Origin of the sequence: Micromonospora orduensis (genome assembly GCF_006228125.1) — a bacterium.
Lineage (GTDB): Bacteria > Actinomycetota > Actinomycetes > Mycobacteriales > Micromonosporaceae > Micromonospora > Micromonospora orduensis.
The window spans coordinates 1-16,897 of sequence record NZ_VDFY01000246.1 but is presented as its reverse complement, the minus strand read 5'-3'; the positions used below and the strand labels follow the sequence as shown (position 1 = coordinate 16,897).

The 16,897-nt window shown below is 72.7% G+C and carries 16 protein-coding genes; 8 read left to right on the top strand and 8 right to left on the bottom strand.

Annotation, left to right across the window (positions count from 1 at the left end; genetic code table 11):
• Positions 1-612: ADP-dependent NAD(P)H-hydrate dehydratase (locus tag FHG89_RS27700; RefSeq protein ID WP_139587348.1), on the bottom strand; the 612-nt coding region annotated here is incomplete at its 3' end.
• Positions 596-1,327: a histidine phosphatase family protein gene (locus FHG89_RS27695; RefSeq protein ID WP_139587347.1), complete on the bottom strand. Its 732-nt coding sequence runs from the start codon at positions 1,325-1,327 to the stop codon at positions 596-598. The genes FHG89_RS27695 and FHG89_RS27700, both read right to left, overlap by 17 nt.
• On the opposite strand from FHG89_RS27695, the gene FHG89_RS27690 reads away from it, so the two are divergent.
• Together FHG89_RS27690 and FHG89_RS27685 are read left to right on the top strand one after the other, a co-directional pair.
• Positions 1,326-1,811: a hypothetical protein gene (locus FHG89_RS27690; protein WP_244295912.1), complete on the top strand. Its 486-nt coding sequence runs from the start codon at positions 1,326-1,328 to the stop codon at positions 1,809-1,811. The two genes, FHG89_RS27695 and FHG89_RS27690, sit on opposite strands and share 2 nt — an antisense overlap.
• 22 nt (positions 1,812-1,833) lie before the next feature.
• Complete coding sequence (locus FHG89_RS27685) at positions 1,834-2,805, top strand: DNA polymerase domain-containing protein (RefSeq protein ID WP_139587346.1); 972 nt, start codon at positions 1,834-1,836, stop codon at positions 2,803-2,805.
• A gap of 190 nt (positions 2,806-2,995) precedes the next feature.
• Here FHG89_RS27685 and FHG89_RS33980 read toward each other — a convergent pair whose 3' ends face one another.
• Both FHG89_RS33980 and FHG89_RS27675 read right to left on the bottom strand, forming a co-directional pair.
• On the bottom strand, positions 2,996-3,370 hold the full coding sequence (locus FHG89_RS33980; RefSeq protein WP_280116091.1) for an acyltransferase family protein: 375 nt from the start codon (positions 3,368-3,370) through the stop codon (positions 2,996-2,998).
• A 181-nt stretch (positions 3,371-3,551) separates the two neighbouring features.
• Entirely contained in the window at positions 3,552-4,034 is a 483-nt protein-coding gene (locus FHG89_RS27675) for an Lrp/AsnC family transcriptional regulator (RefSeq protein ID WP_425280226.1), read from the bottom strand.
• Between the two features lie 129 nt (positions 4,035-4,163).
• Between FHG89_RS27675 and pdhA the strand changes: the two genes are divergently transcribed.
• The 4 genes from pdhA to FHG89_RS27655 all read left to right on the top strand — a co-directional run bounded on the left by pdhA (position 4,164) and on the right by FHG89_RS27655 (position 9,484).
• A complete protein-coding gene (gene pdhA, locus FHG89_RS27670; protein WP_139587344.1) occupies positions 4,164-5,330 on the top strand; it encodes a pyruvate dehydrogenase (acetyl-transferring) E1 component subunit alpha in 1,167 nt (388 codons plus the stop codon).
• Positions 5,327-6,331: an alpha-ketoacid dehydrogenase subunit beta gene (locus tag FHG89_RS27665; protein WP_208761132.1), complete on the top strand. Its 1,005-nt coding sequence runs from the start codon at positions 5,327-5,329 to the stop codon at positions 6,329-6,331. The genes pdhA and FHG89_RS27665 overlap by 4 nt, the downstream gene beginning before the upstream one ends.
• A complete protein-coding gene (locus tag FHG89_RS27660) occupies positions 6,316-7,683 on the top strand; it encodes a dihydrolipoamide acetyltransferase family protein (protein ID WP_139587349.1) in 1,368 nt (455 codons plus the stop codon). Before FHG89_RS27665 ends, FHG89_RS27660 begins: the two co-directional genes overlap by 16 nt.
• 121 nt (positions 7,684-7,804) lie before the next feature.
• Positions 7,805-9,484, top strand: a complete 1,680-nt coding sequence (locus FHG89_RS27655; RefSeq protein ID WP_139587342.1) for a right-handed parallel beta-helix repeat-containing protein — start codon at positions 7,805-7,807, stop codon at positions 9,482-9,484.
• Positions 9,485-9,542: 58 nt separating this feature from the next.
• Here FHG89_RS27655 and FHG89_RS27650 read toward each other — a convergent pair whose 3' ends face one another.
• Positions 9,543-11,642, bottom strand: a complete 2,100-nt coding sequence (locus FHG89_RS27650) for a PQQ-dependent sugar dehydrogenase (protein ID WP_139587341.1) — start codon at positions 11,640-11,642, stop codon at positions 9,543-9,545.
• A 23-nt stretch (positions 11,643-11,665) separates the two neighbouring features.
• Positions 11,666-12,631, bottom strand: coding sequence for a sugar phosphate isomerase/epimerase family protein (locus FHG89_RS27645; protein ID WP_139587340.1), 966 nt, complete (start codon positions 12,629-12,631; stop codon positions 11,666-11,668).
• Between the two features lie 583 nt (positions 12,632-13,214).
• Here FHG89_RS27645 and FHG89_RS27640 point away from each other — a divergent pair.
• A complete protein-coding gene (locus FHG89_RS27640) occupies positions 13,215-14,474 on the top strand; it encodes a L,D-transpeptidase (protein ID WP_139587339.1) in 1,260 nt (419 codons plus the stop codon).
• Between the two features lie 57 nt (positions 14,475-14,531).
• Here FHG89_RS27640 and FHG89_RS27635 read toward each other — a convergent pair whose 3' ends face one another.
• Entirely contained in the window at positions 14,532-15,548 is a 1,017-nt protein-coding gene (locus tag FHG89_RS27635; protein ID WP_139587338.1) for an SMP-30/gluconolactonase/LRE family protein, read from the bottom strand.
• 188 nt (positions 15,549-15,736) lie between these two features.
• Between FHG89_RS27635 and FHG89_RS27630 the strand changes: the two genes are divergently transcribed.
• Positions 15,737-16,141, top strand: coding sequence for an STAS domain-containing protein (locus FHG89_RS27630; protein ID WP_139587337.1), 405 nt, complete (start codon positions 15,737-15,739; stop codon positions 16,139-16,141).
• 90 nt (positions 16,142-16,231) lie between these two features.
• Here the strand turns inward: FHG89_RS27630 and FHG89_RS27625 are convergent, their stop codons facing one another.
• Positions 16,232-16,624 (bottom strand): FKBP-type peptidyl-prolyl cis-trans isomerase, encoded by a 393-nt coding sequence (locus FHG89_RS27625; protein WP_139587336.1) that lies wholly within the window; start codon positions 16,622-16,624, stop codon positions 16,232-16,234.
• Positions 16,625-16,897 lie beyond the last annotated feature (273 nt).

Genomic DNA, 16,897 nt, shown 5'->3' with positions numbered 1-16,897 from the left:
CCCGTAGAGCGACACGACCGCCTCGTACCGGGCCGCCAGCTCGGCCGCCTCGGCGTCCAGGTCGTCGCCCGGGTCCCGCCCGAGCAGGTGCCCCGCCTCGGTGACGTTGGGGGTGAGCACCACGGGCCGGCCCGAGCCGACCAGCAGGTCCGGCGCGTGGCTGAGCGCACCGAGGGCGTACGCGTCGAGCACCAGCGACGTGTCCGGGCGGGCGGCGTCCAGGACCAGGCTCAGCAGACGGTTGGTCTCGTCGATCGCCTTCAGGCCGGGGCCGATCGCCACCACGTCGGCCTGCGCGACCAGGCCGCCGAGTTGACCGTCCCGGTCGGCGGCCACCGCGCCGTCGGCGGTCTCCGGCAGACCGACCACCAGCGCCTCCGGCACCTCGATGCTCAGCGTGGCGGCGGTGGACTCGGCGGCGGCGAGCTGGAGCACCCCGGCGCCGGCGCGCAGCGCGGCCACCCCGGCGAGCAGGACCGCGCCGGGGGTGAACCGGGAACCACCGACCACCAGCACGGTGCCCCGGCTCTCCTTGCCGCCGGCCGGCACCGGCAGCGCCCAGTCCCGCAGCAGCCCAGGCGTGATCACCTTCACCTCAGACCGGCTCGGCATGGATCTCGTCCTCCCTGGTCGCCTCGGCGCCCTGCTGACGCAGGTGCTCGACATCGTTGAACGTGCTGAGGACCAGCCGGTCGTCGGCGTCCGCCGACCATTCGGTGATCGAGCAGTTGGCGATCACCTGCTGCCGGGTGAGCACCATCAGCTCCTCCTCGGTCAACCCCTCCACCAGGTAACGAAGCAGGAAGACCAGCGCGTCGTGGCCGAAGAGCAGCACCCGGCAACCCTCGTGGTCACGGCGCAGGTCCCCCAGCAGCGTCCGCAGGCGCAACGCCACGTCCGTCCACGACTCTCCGCCCGGCGGCCGGTAGTAGAACTTGCCGAGCCGGGTCCGACGCTCGGCCTCGTCCGGGTAGCGTCGCCGCACCCCGTGCCCGGTCAGCCCGTCGAGGATGCCCAGTTCCCGGTCGCGCAGCCGCTCGTCGCGGTGGACGGGGATGTCGGTGTCGGCCAGCGCCAGCCGCGCGGTCCGCACCGCCCGCAGGTACGGCGACACCACAGCCACATCCGGGCGCTTCGCGTCCGGCAGCTCAGCCAGCCAGCGGCCGGTCGCCCTGGCCTGGTCCTCGCCGGTCGGGGACAGTGGCACGTCGGCGTCACGGTGGGTGAGGTCGATCAGCTCCGCGCCCGACGCCTCGGCATGTGTCGCCGCGACGTTCGCGGTGCTCTCGCCGTGCCGGACGATCCAGAGGGTTGACAGTTCCGCCATGTCGACCCCCTACCCGGACGCCGTCAACGGTAACCGCGCGCCCCGACGCGGCACCGTCCGCGCCGAGGCGGGTCGCCGCCGGGCAGCGCCGTCGGCCTCGGGGCAGCGGCGGGACGGGTCGACGGGCGACAATGTCCGCCTACGGGGGTGGTGGACGATGACGGTCGTGCGGGGTCTGCGCGAGGCGTTGGTCTTGTTCGTGATCGCGGTGCTTCTGGTCGCGGTCGCGGTGGCGCTCTGGGTGGCGGTCGCCGGCGGCGACTACACGAATCGGTTGGGCATCGCGTTGATTGTGGTCGGTGCGCTGTTCGGGGTGACCGGTGACCTGACGCTGAGCCGGATCGGCATGCTCGGCCCGCGCGCCACCTTCGGTGTGGCGCCGGAGCGCGAGGAGGCCGGCGGCGGGCGCGTGCTCACCGGGGTCGGCATGTTTCTCTTCGTCGGGCTGCCACTGATCCTGGCCGGCGTGCTGCTGATCACCTGACCGGCGTCGTACCCTCAGGGGCGTGGCCACGGCGGCGGAGGAGATCCGGGTTGGGGAGCGGCTGGTCCGCGTCTCCAGCCCCGACAAGCCGTACTTCCCGGAGCGCGGGCTGACCAAGCTGGACGTGGTGCGGTACTTCCTGGCGGTGGGTGACGGCATCCTGCGCGCCCTGCGGGACCGGCCCACCATGCTGGAGCGCTGGCCGCGCGGTGTCTTCGAGGGCGCGACGATCGCCACCCGGCAGACCAACCGGGGTGACGCCTTCTACCAGAAGCGGCTGCCGGCGGGCGCGCCCGAGTGGGTGCGTACGGCGCACATCACCTTCCCCAGTGGCCGGACCGCGGACGAGGTCGCGCCCAGCGAGCTGGCCGTGGTGATCTGGGCGGCCAACCTGGGCACCCTGCGCTTTCACCCGTGGCCGGTCAGCGCCGCCGACGTGGAGCGGCCGGACCAGCTGCGCATCGACCTGGACCCGATGCCCGGCGTCGGGTTCGAGCAGGTGGTGCCGGTGGCCCGGGAGGTGCGGGCGTTCCTCGCCGAGCTGGGCCTGACCGGCTACCCGAAGACCACCGGCGGGCGGGGCCTGCACGTGTACCTGTCGATCGAGCCGCGGTGGAGCTTCGGCGAGTGCCGTCGGGCGGTGCTCGCGTTGGGCCGCGAGATGCAGCGCCGGCTGCCGGACCTGGTCACCACCACCTGGTGGCGGGAGCAGCGGGACCGGCCGGTCTTCGTCGACTACAACCAGATGTCGCGGGACCACACGATGGCCTCGGCGTACTCCATCCGGCCCACGCCCCGGGCCCTGGTGTCGGCGCCGCTGGACTGGGCGGAACTGGACGACGCCCGGCCGGAGGACTTCGACGTGCTGTCCGTGCCGGCCCGCTTCGCCGAGCGCGGCGATCCGCACGCGGGCCTGGACGGCGACCGGTACTCGTTGGAGCCGCTGCTTGAGCTGGCCGACCGGGAGGGCCTGGAGGCTCCGCCCGAGCGGTGAGCCCCACCGGGGACGTCACAGCCTGGCGATCACGGGCGTGAGCGCGGCGGCCACCCGCGGTGCGAGTGTCGCCGAGTAGGTGGCGGTCAGGTGGTGCGCGTCCGCGCCGCCGGGCGAACCATCCGAGGACGAGCAGCAGCAGTGGCCAGACCAGATAGAACTGCTCCTCGACGGCGAGGGACCAGAAGTGCTAAGCGATGCTCGGCGCGTCGTTGGCGGCGACGTGGTCGAGGGACTGCCCCGCCATGCGCCAGTTCATCGCGTAACACGCGCTGGCGATGACATCCCAGGCGGTGGTGAACCAGCGGCCGCGGGGGAGGAAGAGGTAGGTCAGCACCAGGCTCGCGATGAGCACCGTCGCGGCGGCGGGCAGGAGGCGCTTGGCCCGTCGGGCGTAGAAGTCGGCGAGCGACAGGCGCCCCCGCGTGTCGAGTTCCTCCAGCAGCAGGCCGGTGACGAGGAAACCCGAGATCACGAAGAACACCACCACGCCGACGAACCCGCCGTACAGGTACGGCACTCCGGCGTGACCGAGGAGCACCAGCAGCACGGCGACCGCCCGCAGACCTTCGATGTCTCAGCGGAAGGACCGCGGGTTGTCCGGCGCCGGCGCGGGCGGTCGTGGGGCGGAGGCCCTGGCCGCCGTCCACAGCTGGTCTGAGATAGCCATCTGGCGGATCTTGCGGGTGATTTGTTACCGACTGACCGGTATCGGCATTTCTGCCATGATGTTCGTGTTGAGGGCCCTACTGCCAGGGGCTCTGCGTCCCGTCGAACTCCTCGAAGACCAGCCAGGACCGCGTCGACAGCACGCCGGCGATGCGCTGCACCCGGTCCAGCACCACGTACCGCAGGGTGGCGTTGTCCGGGGTCCGGACCAGGGCCAGCACGTCGTGCTCGCCGCTGAGCAGCGCCACGTGCTCGACGTAGCGGACCTGGGCCAGCTCGGCGGACACCTCGCGCCAGGTGTTCTGCTCGATCGTCAACGCCATGTACGCCGAGGTGCCCAGCCCGGCGGCCTCCGGCGCCACCTGGGCCCGGAAGCCGGTGATCACGCCGTCGCGGAGCAGCCGCTCCACCCGGGCGTACGCGTTCGTGCGGGAGATGTGGATCCGCTCGGCCAGGGTGCGTACCGAGGTCCGGCCGTCGCGGACCAGCTCGTCGAGGATCCGGCGGTCGACCTCGTCCAGGTGCCGGGCCGATCGTCCCGTTCCGCTCGCCCGGCTCACCCCGTCTGCGGCCTCCTGGCTCACCGAAGCTCCCTCAGCATGCCAATCGTCCCGCCTTCCTGGTGGATCTTGAGTCAATCATCCGACAGCGGAAGCATAGGCCCACCACACGTCCCAGGAGGTTCCGCCGTGACGACCACTCCCCAGGCGGTCCGCAGGGCATCCCCGCGTACCCGTCGGGCGGCCACCCCGCCCGACCCGGCGCGCCCACTGCTCCCGGACGCCGAACCGGTCCGCCTGCTCGACCCGACCGGCACGCCGCTGCCCGCCCGCACCGACTATCCGGAGCCGCCCGTCGAGGCGCTGCGCGAGCTGTACCGCCGGATGGTGCTCGGCCGCCGCTTCGACACCCAGGCGACCGCGTTGACCAAGCAGGGCCGCCTCGCCGTCTACCCGTCCTCGCGGGGCCAGGAGGCGTGCCAGGTCGCCGCGGTGCTCGCGGTCCGCGACACCGACTGGGTCTTTCCCACGTACCGCGAGTCGATGGCTCTGGTTGCCCGGGGCATCGACCCGGTCGAGGTGCTCACGCTGCTGCGCGGCGACTGGCACTGCGGCTACGACCCCACCGAGGTACGCACCGCGCCGCAGTGCACGCCGCTGGCCACCCAGTGCGTGCACGCCGCCGGTCTCGCGCACGGCGAGGCGTACCAGGGGCGCGACACCGTGGCGCTGGCCTTCATCGGCGACGGCGCGACAAGCGAGGGCGACTTCCACGAGGGGATCAACTTCGCCGCCGTGTTCAAGGCGCCGGTCGTCTACTTCGTCCAGAACAACAGGTACGCCATCAGCGTCCCGCTGTCGCGGCAGACCGCCGCGCCGTCGCTGGCCTACAAGGGCGTCGGCTACGGCGTGCCCAGCGAGCAGGTCGACGGCAACGACCCGGTGGCGGTGCTCGCCGTGCTCACCCGCGCGGTCGCGCACGCCCGCGCCGGCAACGGGCCGTTCCTCGTCGAGGCGCACACCTACCGGATGGAACCGCACACCAACGCCGACGACGCCAGCCGCTACCGCGACGGCGCCGAGGTCGACGCCTGGCGCGACCGCGACCCGCTCGTCCGCCTGGAGACCTACCTGCGGGCCCGGGGAGTGCTCGACGACGCGGCGGTCGCCGAGATCGCCGAGCAGGCCGAGGCGTACGCGGCGGACCTGCGCGCCCGGATGAACGAGCAGCCCAGCGTCGACCCGCTGAGCCTCTTCGACCACGTCTACGCCGAACCCACCCCGCAGCTGGTCGAGCAACGTGAACAGGTCCGCGCCGAACTGGCCGCCGCGAGTGACGAGGACGGGAAGGCCTGATGGCCACCACCATGGCGAAGGCGCTCAACACCGCGCTCGCCGACGCCCTCGCCGCCGACGAGCGGGTCGTCGTCTTCGGTGAGGACGTCGGGCAACTCGGCGGCGTCTTCCGCATCACCGACGGATTGCAGGCCCGCTTCGGCGAGGACCGGTGCTTCGACACGCCCCTCGCGGAGGCCGGCATCGTCGGCTTCGCCGTCGGCCTGGCCATGTCCGGGCTCCGGCCGGTGGTCGAGATGCAGTTCGACGCGTTCGCGTACCCGGCGTTCGAGCAGATCGCCTCGCACGTGGCCAAGCTGCGCAACCGCACCCGGGGCGCGCTCAGCGTGCCCATCGTCATCCGGGTGCCGTACGCCGGCGGCATCGGCGGGGTGGAGCACCACTGCGACTCGTCCGAGGCGTACTACGCGCACACCCCGGGCCTGAAGGTGGTCACCCCGGCGACCGTCGAGGACGCGTACTCGCTGCTGCGCGAGGCGATCGACGACCCCGACCCGGTGGTCTTCATGGAGCCCAAGAAGCTCTACTTCGGCAGCGCCGACGCGCAGCTGCCGACGCGTACCGAGCCGTTCGGCCGGGCCGTGGTCCGGCGGCCCGGCCGCGACGCCACCCTTGTGGCGTACGGGCCGGCGGTGCCTGTCGCGCTGGAGGCCGCGGAGGCCGCCCGCGAGGAGGGCTGGGACCTGGAGGTGGTGGACGTGCGCACGATCGTGCCGTTCGACGACGCCACAATCACCGCCTCGGTCCGGCGTACCGGCCGGTGCGTGGTGATCCAGGAGGCGCCCGGCTTCGCGGGTGTCGGCGCGGAGATCGCCGCCCGGGTGCAGGAACGCTGCTTCCACGCCCTGCACGCCCCGGTGCTGCGGGTCGCCGGGCTGGACATCCCGTACCCGGCGCCGATGCTGGAGCACACCCACCTGCCCGGGGTGGACCGGGTCCTGGACGCGGTGGCCCGCCTGCAGTGGGACGACCAGCCGGACGCGCGTTGGGCGGCGGCATGACCACCGTCGAGCGGACCCAGGTCTTCCTCCTGCCCGACCTGGGCGAGGGGTTGAGCGAGGCCGAGATCGTCGAGTGGCGGGTCGCCGTGGGCGACATCGTCACTGTCGACCAGAGCGTGGTCGAGGTGGAGACCGCCAAGGCGGTCGTCGACGTGCCCTGCCCGTACGCCGGCCGGGTCGTCACCCTGCACGGCGCGGCCGGTGAGGTACGCCCGGTCGGTCAACCTCTGATCACCATCGCCCCGTTGGACGGCGGCGGCGACGAGCCCGCCGGGCACGCCACCTACCGCGAGGAGGAGCGGGCCGGCTCCGGCAACGTGCTGATCGGGTACGGCACCGGCCACGGCGGCGCCACGCGGCGTCGGCGTCGCCCCCGGCTGGCGCTAGCCCCGGAACCGGTCGACGCCGGCCGCGCCGACGCCGGCCCGGCGGCCAGCCCGGACGCGCCCGCCGACCCGGTGCGCCCGTCGAGCGCCCTGGTCATCTCGCCGATCGTGCGGCGGTTGGCCCGTGAGCGCGGCGTCGACCTCGCCACGCTGAACGGCAGCGGGCCCGGCGGGGTGATCCGTCGCGCCGACGTGGAGGCGGCGCTGGCCGCGCCGACGGCCCGGCTCGCCGCCGTGCCGGACCCGCACGTGGCGATGGCCCCGGCCGGGGACGGCGACGTGGTCATCCCGCTCACCGGTGTGCGCAAGGTGATCGCCGACAAGCTGTCCCGCAGCCGGCGGGAGATCCCCGAGGTGACCATCTGGGTGGACGTGGACGCCACCGGGCTGCTGGAGACCCGGGCGGCGATCAACGCGGCGACGCCCGACGCCCCGGTGAGCATCCTGGCCCTGCTGGCCCGGATCTGCCTCAGCGGTCTGCGCCGGTTCCCCCAGCTCAACTCCCGCGTCGACACCGAGGCGCAGCGGATCGTCCAGTCCGCCGGGGTGCACCTGGGCATCGCCGCGCAGACCGACCGGGGCCTGCTGGTGCCGGTGCTGCGCGACGCCCAACGGCTCACCACCGCCGAGCTGGCCGCCGAGCTGGCGGCGACCACCGCCGCGGCGCGGGCCGGCAGCCTGCCGCCGGCCCGACTCACCGGCGGCACGTTCACGCTCAACAACTACGGCGTGTTCGGCGTCGACGGCTCCACGCCGATCATCAACCACCCGGAGGCGGCACTGCTCGGCGTCGGGCGGATCGTGGACAAGCCGTGGGTCGTCGACGGGCAGCTCGCGGTCCGCAAGGTGACCCAGCTCAGCCTCACCTTCGACCACCGGGTCTGCGACGGTGGGGTGGCCGGTGGCTTCCTGCGGCACGTGGCCGACTGCGTGGAGCGCCCGGCGCTGCTGATCGCCGCCGTCTGAGGGGCGTACCCCGGCCCCGGCGCTGCCCACGCGGCGCCGGGGCCGGCCCCGCGGCCAGGGGTTTCCCCCACACGTCACCGGGAAGTCGGCGCGCACCACCCGCGTCGAAGGGAGCCGGCCCGTGGCGTACGAGGCGATACTCAACTCGGTCCGGGTACGGCGGCCCGCCGCCGCCGGCGCGCCGCTCTACTGCGACGCCCTGGAGTACGGGCTGACCGGTGATGGCGCGACCAACGACCAGCCGGCGCTGGCCGCCCTCGTGGACCGGCTCGGTGCCGGGTACGCCTCCGACGGGCGGGCCCGGGTGATCTACTGCCCGCCTGGCATCTACTCGATCCGCGACGCCGGCACCGTGTGGCGCAGCGGGGTGTCGCTGGTCGGGGCCGGCCCGGCGGCGACCCGGTTCATGCTGAGCAACGAGGGCAACCGGGCCGACCCGACCCCGTTGGCCTTCTGGACGACCCTGCAGCACGGCGCCGGCCGGGACCGGCACATCGCCGACTGCACGTTCGCCGACTTCCGGATCGACGGCTCGGGCGTGGCGTTGGCCGAGTACAACTACCTGGCCAAGGGACTCGGCCTGCAGTACGTGGTACGGGGTGTGTTCCGCAACCTGTACATCCACCACACCGCCGCCAGCGGGCTGGGCTGCGACTTCCTCCAGGACTCGCTGATCGACGGCGTGGTGGTGGTCGGCTGCGGCCGACTGGACAACGGCGAGCAGATGGGCGGAGCCGGCATCGGCGTCGGCGTCGGCGGGTGGGGCCCGGTGGAGCGGTTGACCATCGCCAACTGCACCGCCCTGGCCAACGGCACCAACGGGATCTTCCTGGAGTTGCAGAAGGACTACTGGGAACCGCCCCGCGGCTACCGCATCATCGGCTGCCACAGCCAGGGCAACCGGTTCGGCATCTCCGACTGGGGCACCGACGGCCTGATCGTGTCCGCCTGCACCATGACCGGCAACCTGGAGGCCGGCTTCGACGTGTCGTCGCAGGGCACCTCGTCCGTGGCCGGGCGGGGTGGACTCGTCACCGACTGCGTCATCGACGGCAACCTGCGCGACGGGGTCAGCATCGGCAACAGCCCCGGCCCGTACCTCGTCCGGGGCAACCGGATCAGCGGAAACGGCCAGCACGGCTACCACGCGCGCGACCTCCGGCGCGGTTACGAGGGCCCGATCCGGGACGTGGTGATCGAGAGCAACGAGTTCTGGGGAAACGGTCTGGACGCGGTCCGCATCGACCACCAGATGACCGACGCCGTGCTGCTCAACAACCGGATCCGCAACAACGGACGGCAGTACGCCCGGGCCGCCGGCGGTGCGGGCGAGGCCGTCCGCTACAGCGAGCGGAGCCTGGTGGACCGCACCGCCGACTGGCCGCACGACGGGCACCGGGGCAAGATCCTGCGGGTCGGCCGGTCCGTGGCCACGGTGGCCGCCAACACCGGCGACGAACTCACCCTGGCCCCGGTCCGCCCGGACGCGGTCAGCGCGTGGAGCGGGGACGTGCCGCCCCCGGGCTGCGCGTACGAACTGGACCCCGCCCCCGGGCGACGGGCCGGCATCGCCATCGACGCGCCGTTCGACTCGGCCACCATCCGCGGCAACCGGATCTGGGACAACCACGAGTCCCGTACCCAGACCCACGGTCTGTGGATCACCGAGCGGGGCAGCTGCGTGGACTGCCGGGTCGAGGACAACGACCTCGCCGGCAACGCCGAGGAGGGGATGCGGCTGGACACCCCGCCGGTGGGCGGACGCTGGCGCGACAACCACGTCGACAGCGACTGGAGCTGACCCACGGGCGGCGGCGGCCGGAACACTCCGACCGCCGCCGCTGTCACCGTGGAACCTCTCAGCCGGCCAGGCCGGCCACCGGGGTCGGGTCCAGCACCACCGTGGCCGAGGCCGACTGCGGCGGCACACCCGGCTCGGTCGGCGCGTCGGTGTACTCCGCGACGAAGACCGCCGTCAGATTGTCCGCTCCGCTGTGCCCACCGTCGATGAAGGTGGGGATGGTCCCACTGCAACCGGTCGACGTGGAGAGCGGGTGCCCGTGCTCGTCGTGCCCGAGCACGTAGGTGACCTTCACCCGGGAGCAGTCCACCGGCAGGTCGTCGGTGACCTTCACCTCGTACGCGACCGTCTGCCCGAACTGGAAGGGCTGCCCGGCCACCGGGGCGACGAACTCGACGACCGGGGCGGTCGGCCCGACCACCAGCGGCAGGGTCGCCGAGGCGGAGCGGCCGGTGCGGTCGGTCACCTTCAGCGTCGGGGTGTACGAGCCGTTCTCCGCGAACGTCCAGGTCGCGTTCGGAGCGGTGCTGTCCACCGAGCCGTCCGCGTTGAAGTCCCACGCGTAGCTCAGCCTGTCACCGTCCGGGTCGGTGGTGCCGGCGCTGGAGAACGCGACGGTCAACGGCGCCTGCCCGACGGTCGGGGTGCCGCTGATCTTCGGGATCGGCGTCCGGTTGCCCCGCACGAAGTCGATCCGGGAGAGCTGCGCGTCCGGGTTCTCGGCGAAGTAGCCGTCGCCGTACTCCAGCACGTAGAGCGCCCCGTCCGGGCCGAACTCCATGTCCATCGGGTTGTCCACCACAAGCGACGGCACCACCGGCCGGATGTCGGCCACGTCGCCGTCGGAGTCGAGGCGGAACTCCTTGATGTAGTCCCGGGTCCACTCGTAGAACAGCGGCACCCCGTCGTAGTAGGCCGGCCAGCGGGTCCGCGAGGTGCTGGTCCCGTCGTAGTCGTACGCCGGGCCGCCCATCGGGCCGATACCGCCGGTGCCCAGCTGCGGGAACTCACCGGACGCCGCGGACGGGTACCAGACCTGCGGCTGCTCGACCGGCGGCAGCTGCCGCTTGCCGGTGTTGTGGGGAGAGTCGTTGACCGGGCGCGCGCAGTTGAACTTCTTGCCGGACTGGCCGGTGGCGAAGTCGTAGTCGCGGTACGCGATCGTCGGCGTCACGCAGTACGGCCAGCCGTAGTTCGCCGGCTTGTCGATCAGCATCCACCGGCCGTGTCCGGCCGGCCCGCGCTCCGGGTTCGGGTTGGAGGCGTCGGGGGAGTAGTCGGCCAGGTACACGTTGTCGGTCCGCCGGTCCACGGCGAAGCGGAACGCGTTGCGCAGCCCCATCGCGTAGATCTCCGGACGGGTCTTCGCCGTTCCCGGCTTGAACAGGTTGCCGGCCGGCACCGTGTAACCGCCACCGGCCTTCGGCTTGATGCGCAGCAGCTTGCCGCGCAGGTCGTTCGTGTTGGCCGAGCTGCGCTGGGCGTCGTACGCCGGGTTCCGGTCGGCCCGCTCGTCGATCGGGATGTAGCCGTCGGAGGCGAACGGGTTGGTGTCGTCACCTGTCGACAGGTACAGGTTGCCCTTGCTGTCGAAGTCGATCTGCCCGCCGACGTGGCAGCAGATGCCCCGGTCGGTGGCCACGTCGATGATCTGCTGCTCGCTGGCGAGGTTGAGCTTCATCCCGTCGAGCTTGAACCGGGACAGCCGCAGCGCACCCTTGAACCGCTGCCAGTCCGCCTCGGTGCCGGTCTCCGGCGCGTCCCCCTCGTTGACGCCGGGCGTGGCGGGATCGTCCACCGGGGTGTCCAGCGGCGGCGAGTAGTAGAGGTACACCCACTTGTTCTGGGCGAAGTTCGGGTCGATGGCGACCCCCTGCAGACCCTCCTCGTCGTGCTCGTACACCGGGATGTCGGCGGCGAGGGTGTTCAGCCCGGTGCGCGGGTCGTGGATGCGGACCTCGCCGGTCCGGGAGGTGTGCAGCACCCGCAGGTCGGGCAGGACGGCGAGGCTCATCGGCTCGCCGGGGAAGTCGTTGAGTGTGACTTTCTGAAAGCTGCTGTCCGGCGGCGCGGCCGGCGCGGCGGCCGCGGCCGCCGGCGGTACGGCCAGGCCGGCCGTCACCAGCAGCAGCGCGGACGCGAATGCGGTCCTGTTCATCAGGTCGTCCCCCGAGGTGGTTTTCAGTACCGGAGTGAGGCGAGATAGTCGAAGCCGACCCGGGCGGTGTCCAGGGCGTCGGCGGGGGAGCGCGGTGCGGTGCCCGCGTCGTCGCGCTCCACGATGTACTCCTCGATGCCCGCTTCCCGTTCGTGGGCGAAGATCCGACCGAAGTCGATGACGCCGTCACCGAGGTCGGCGAAGCCGCCCTCGACGTCGAGGTCCTTGACGTGCACCTGACGGATCCGGCCACGGTTGGCCCGGATCACGTCGACCGGGTCGTGGGCGCCCCGCCACGTCCAGTAGAGGTCGAGTTCGAAGTGGACCAGCCGCGGGTCGGTCTGCCCGGTGAGGATCTCGAAGCCGGTCGAGCCGTCGGTCAGCGGCACGAACTCCAGTTGGTGGTTGTGGTAGCCGAAGTCGAGCCCCGCGCGCTCGGCGAGCCGGCCGGCCCGGTTGAGGTCCCGCGCCAGGGCCCGGTAGACGGCGGGGTCCCGGATCGCCTGCCCGTTGGCGTCGCGGCCGAAGTACGGGTGCACGATCTTCTTGCTGCCGACGGTGTGCGCGTCGTCCAGGGCGCGTTGCCAGGTGGCGTCGTCGAACGGCTGCGGGATGCCGGTGTGGCCGGAGGTGGCGCGCAGCCCGGCCTCGTCGAGCGCGGCGCGGAACTGCGCGGCGGTGCGTCCCACGAAGCCGGCGTGTTCGACCCGCCGGTAGCCGATCCGCCGCAGCGCGCCCAGGGTGCCGGGCAGGTCGGCGGCCAGCTGGTCGCGCAACGTGTACAGCTGGATGCTGATCCGGTCGACAGGCACCCGGCGGCGACCGCCGGAGTGCCCGCCCTGGGCGCTGGGAGCGGCGGCGGCCGGGCCGGCGAGCAGACCGGCGGCGCCGACCGCGGCGGCCGAGACCGTCGCGGCGCGCAGCAGGCCACGACGGCTGACCGCCTCGGACGCCGCTGTCGGCTCCGATCGGTTGGTCTGTTGATCCATGGTGGTGGTCCCTTCCTGACGGCGCGGACGCCGTCGATCGGCGGTCGACCGACTGCCGCCCGTCCCGGGGCGCGCCGGACCGCCCGGAGGCACGCTCCGGCGGAACGGTGAGGGACGGCACGCGGGGCACGACCCGGACCCATCGGGGCGGGACGCGGCGACCCGGCAGGGCGGCGGCAGGCTGATCGACGAATGGGCAACCCTCTATCTTGATCCGGACCCTACCCTTGCCCCCGGACGAAGGCAAAGCTTCGTCGCGTTCGGCGAAAGTTTCGCTCCAGCTGACAAAAGTCCGCGCCCGGGGTGCGCGCCGGCCCGGGACCTCCCGCCGGTACCGGTCGGCTCGGGGTCCGCCGCCGGCCGGCCGGGTGCCGGCGGGCCGTCTATCCGGACAGCGGGTGTCGCCTCCCTGCAAGCAGAGCAAAGGGCGCGAGGGGCGTCCAGATGGCCTTTCTTCCGCCAAGCGACGCACCGCCGGAAAATGTCCCGGTAAATGCGTCACCGATTATTCCGAATGGCGTGGACACCCCTGCCGAGGCGACGAAGATGTGGCAGAGGGAAGCCGAAAACGGGGGGACAGAACATGACGTCGAGGCGGCGACTCACGCTGTTGGCGGTAACCATCGCAGCCGCACCACTCGTCCTGGGCGGATGTACCGCCGACCGGGATCCGGCGGCCAAGGGGCACGCCGCGGCTCCGGAACTCACCGTGTCACCGGGGGACAAGGCCAGGGACGTCCCGGTCAGCGCCGAGGTGGGGGCCACGGTCAAGGGCGGCCGGGTCACCGGGGTACGACTGACCGACGACAAGGGCGCGCAGGTCAAGGCCGAACCGCGCGAGGACGGCTCGGGCTGGGTGCCGAGCGCGCCGCTGCAACCCCGCCGGACGTACACCGCCGAGGTGACCGCGACCGGCGACTCGGGTGCCACCACCACCCGCACCACCACGTTCACCACGATGGCCAAATCCACCAAGCCACAGATCACCAGCACTCTCTATTTCGTCGGCAACCGGACGTACGGCACGGCCATGCCGGTAACCGTGGCGTTCGACCCGGGAATTCCGAAAGAGGCCAGAGCGGATGTCCAGCGCCGGTTGTTCGTAAAGACGAATCCGCCGCAACCGGGCACCTGGTCGTGGCTTGAGGACGGCACGCAGGTCTATTACCGCGCGCCCGATTTCTGGAAGCCTGGTACGACGATCAGCGTTCGGGCGGGGCTGGAGGGCCTGCCGATCGGCAAGGACCGGATCGGCGACGCCGAGCGGATCGCCACCTCGAAGATCGGCCGGCAGCAAGCGTTGGAGATCGACAACGCCACCAAGCAGATGACCGTGCTGCGCGACGGCAAGCAGATCCGCCGCATCCCGGTCAGCCTGGGCAAGCCGAGCACACCCAGTTCCAGCGGCAAGATGGTGATCATGGAGAAGCACGAACGGACCACCTTCGACACCCGGGGTGAGCCCGACGGCGGCTACGTGGTCGACGTCGACGACGCCCAGCGCTACACCTGGGGTGGCGAGTTCATCCACTCCGCCCCGTGGTCCGAGGGCGACCAGGGATACACGAACGTCTCGCACGGCTGCGCGAACGTCTCCGCCGCCGCGGCCGACTGGCTGATGGGCGTGACACAGGTCGGTGACCTGATCACCGTCAAGGGCACCGAGGTGGAGTTGCAGCCGGGCAACGGCTGGACCGCGTGGAACGTGAGCTGGGACGAGTTCGTCCGGAGCAGCGCCCTGCCGGTGCCACCGGGGCTCAAGCCCGCGCCGGCCGCCCCGGCGCACCCGGGGGCGGTGGCCGGGGGATCGCCCGTCCCGGCGCCCTCGGTCAGCGGTCGCTGAGACACCACCGACGGCCGTCCGGGCCGGCCCGCCACCGCGGCGGGCCGGCCCGCGCCGTCAGTGCAGGGGTACGCGGGCCACGCCCGGCCCGATCAGGCTCCCCAGCCAGAGGTGGTCGCCGTGCTGGCGTACCCCGGTGATCATCCAGTAGTGCCCGGCCGGACCGTGCAGCGTCCGGCGGACCGTGCCCGCGCCGTCGACCAGGGCGACCAGCCCGTAGCGGCGCGGTTGCGGCTGCATCACGTCGGGCAGCAGCGCGGCGAGCTGGCGCAGCCGCGGATGCGGCAGAAGCCGCTCGGCGATCGGCACCCGCGGGCTGGGCAGCGCGATCCAGTACGTCCCGTCGCCCACCGCGGAGAGATTGTCCGGGTACGCGGGCAGGTCGGCGAGCACCCGCACCCCGCCGCCCAGCTCGACGCGGAGCAGCCGGTGGGTGGTGGTCTCCACGAGCATCAGCGCGGACTCGTCGGGGGTCAGCGCGATCCCGTTGGGGAAGTACAGCCCGTCGGCCACCACCTCGGTACGGCCACCGCTCGGATGGTGCGCCAGCACCCGGCCGTTGGGGCGGTGCTCCAGCAGGTCCCGCTTCCAGTGCGAGACCGGGAACCGGTCCGACGAGTCGGTGAAGTAGACAGTGCCGTCGCGGGCCACCGCCGCGTTGTTGGCCAGGTGCACCGGCGGCGCAGTCCCGGTCAGTTCGCGGACCGCCCCGTCCGGTGTGACCCGCAGCAACCCCCGGTACGCGTCGCAGACGACAAGCGCCTCCCCGGACGGGTCCAGCTCGATGCCGAGCGGTCGCCCGCCGGTCTCGGCCAGCAGCCGGGGCCGGGTGCCGGCGGGCGCGTCGACCGGCCACCACCACAACCGGCCGTCCTCGTCGCCACTGATCACCCGCCCGGCCGGGTCGACAAGCACGTCCTCGGGACCGACGGCGCCGTCGGGCAGCGGCAGGAGGTCGACCTGGTCGAGTCGGCGGTCGGTGGCGGCCCACGCCCCGGTGAGCGGGGGAGGCACGGTGGCCGGCTCGCGAACGGGCCGGATCAGCCGGGGCGGCCGGGGTCGGGGGATCACCATCGGTCCATTCTCACCCGCCGATGTCATCGGTCGCCGCATCGCCGCGCGCCACCGCCATGATCGACCAGCCGCACCCTGGCCTCCATCTGGAGGGGGACCCGGGGTGCCTCCGGGGATGACCCTGGGCGTACCCGGAATCACTCCGCGGACGGGCGAAACTGTCGGTGGTGGGGGATAGGTTTCAGGGCATGAAAGAGCGCAGCGACCGGTTGGACGTGCAGGTCAACGTGGGTGACCGGGTGGTCCGGGTGCGGGTGGCCGGCGAGGTCGACATCGCCACGGTGGCTGCGTTCCGGTCCGCGCTGTGGTCCGCGCCGGCGCGCCCGGTGCTTCATCTTGAGATGTCCGGTCTGCGGCTGCTCTCCGCCGCCGGCGTGCGGACGCTGCTCGCCGCGCACCTGCGCATCCGTGCCCGTGGCGGCGAGCTCATCCTCGTCGACCCGACCCCGGTGGTCGCGCGGGTGCTGCGCGCCACCGGCCTGCACCGGGTGATGACGGTGCTGGAGCCGACCCGCGTGGTCGAGGCCGCCCGCCGCGTCGACACGGCACGCCGCCCCGCCACCCCGCCGGCGGACCTGATGCTGGCCGCCTGAGCCCTTCTCACCGGCCTGCCCGGGCCCCGGCGCGGTGCGCCCGGGAGCGGGGGGCCACCGGTGTCGGCCGGCGACCCCCGAGAGCTCCGGTCAGCGCACGTCGAGCAGGTCGACCACGAAGACCAGGGTCTCGCCCGGCTTGATGACGCCGCCCGCGCCCCGGTCGCCGTACCCGAGGTGCGGCGGGATGGTGAGGCGACGCCGGCCGCCGACGCGCATGCCGACCACGCCCTGGTCCCATCCGGCGATGACCTGACCGCCGCCGAGCGGGAAGTCGAACGCCTCGCCCCGGTCCCACGACGAGTCGAACTCGTTGCCGGTGGAGTGCGACACGCCGACGTAGTGCACGCTGGCCAGCTGGCCCGGCTGCGCCTGCGGGCCCTCGCCCACGGCGAGGTCCTCGATCACGAGGTCGGCCGGCGGCGCACCCTCGATCGGACCCACCTCGGGCTTGCCCGGACGGGCGCCTGCTGCCTGGTTCATGCGGGGATCTCCTGCCGTGTTGGGTGATGTGTCCGGTCACCTCGATCCTGCCGGATCACGCCCCACCGATGTTCGGCGGACCCGCTCCCCGCCGAACTCCCCGCCCTTCCTCGCTCAGTCCACGCCTCCCGCCCATGGCGGGAAAGACTCCTGCGCGCGCCGAAAGATCGTGCTGCGACCTGGATGTGGTGGCCTCCGCCGTGTGCGAGGCCACCACATCCAGGATCGAGCACGATCTTGCCCCGCGGGCCGCGGAGCGCGCGGTGTGGCGGG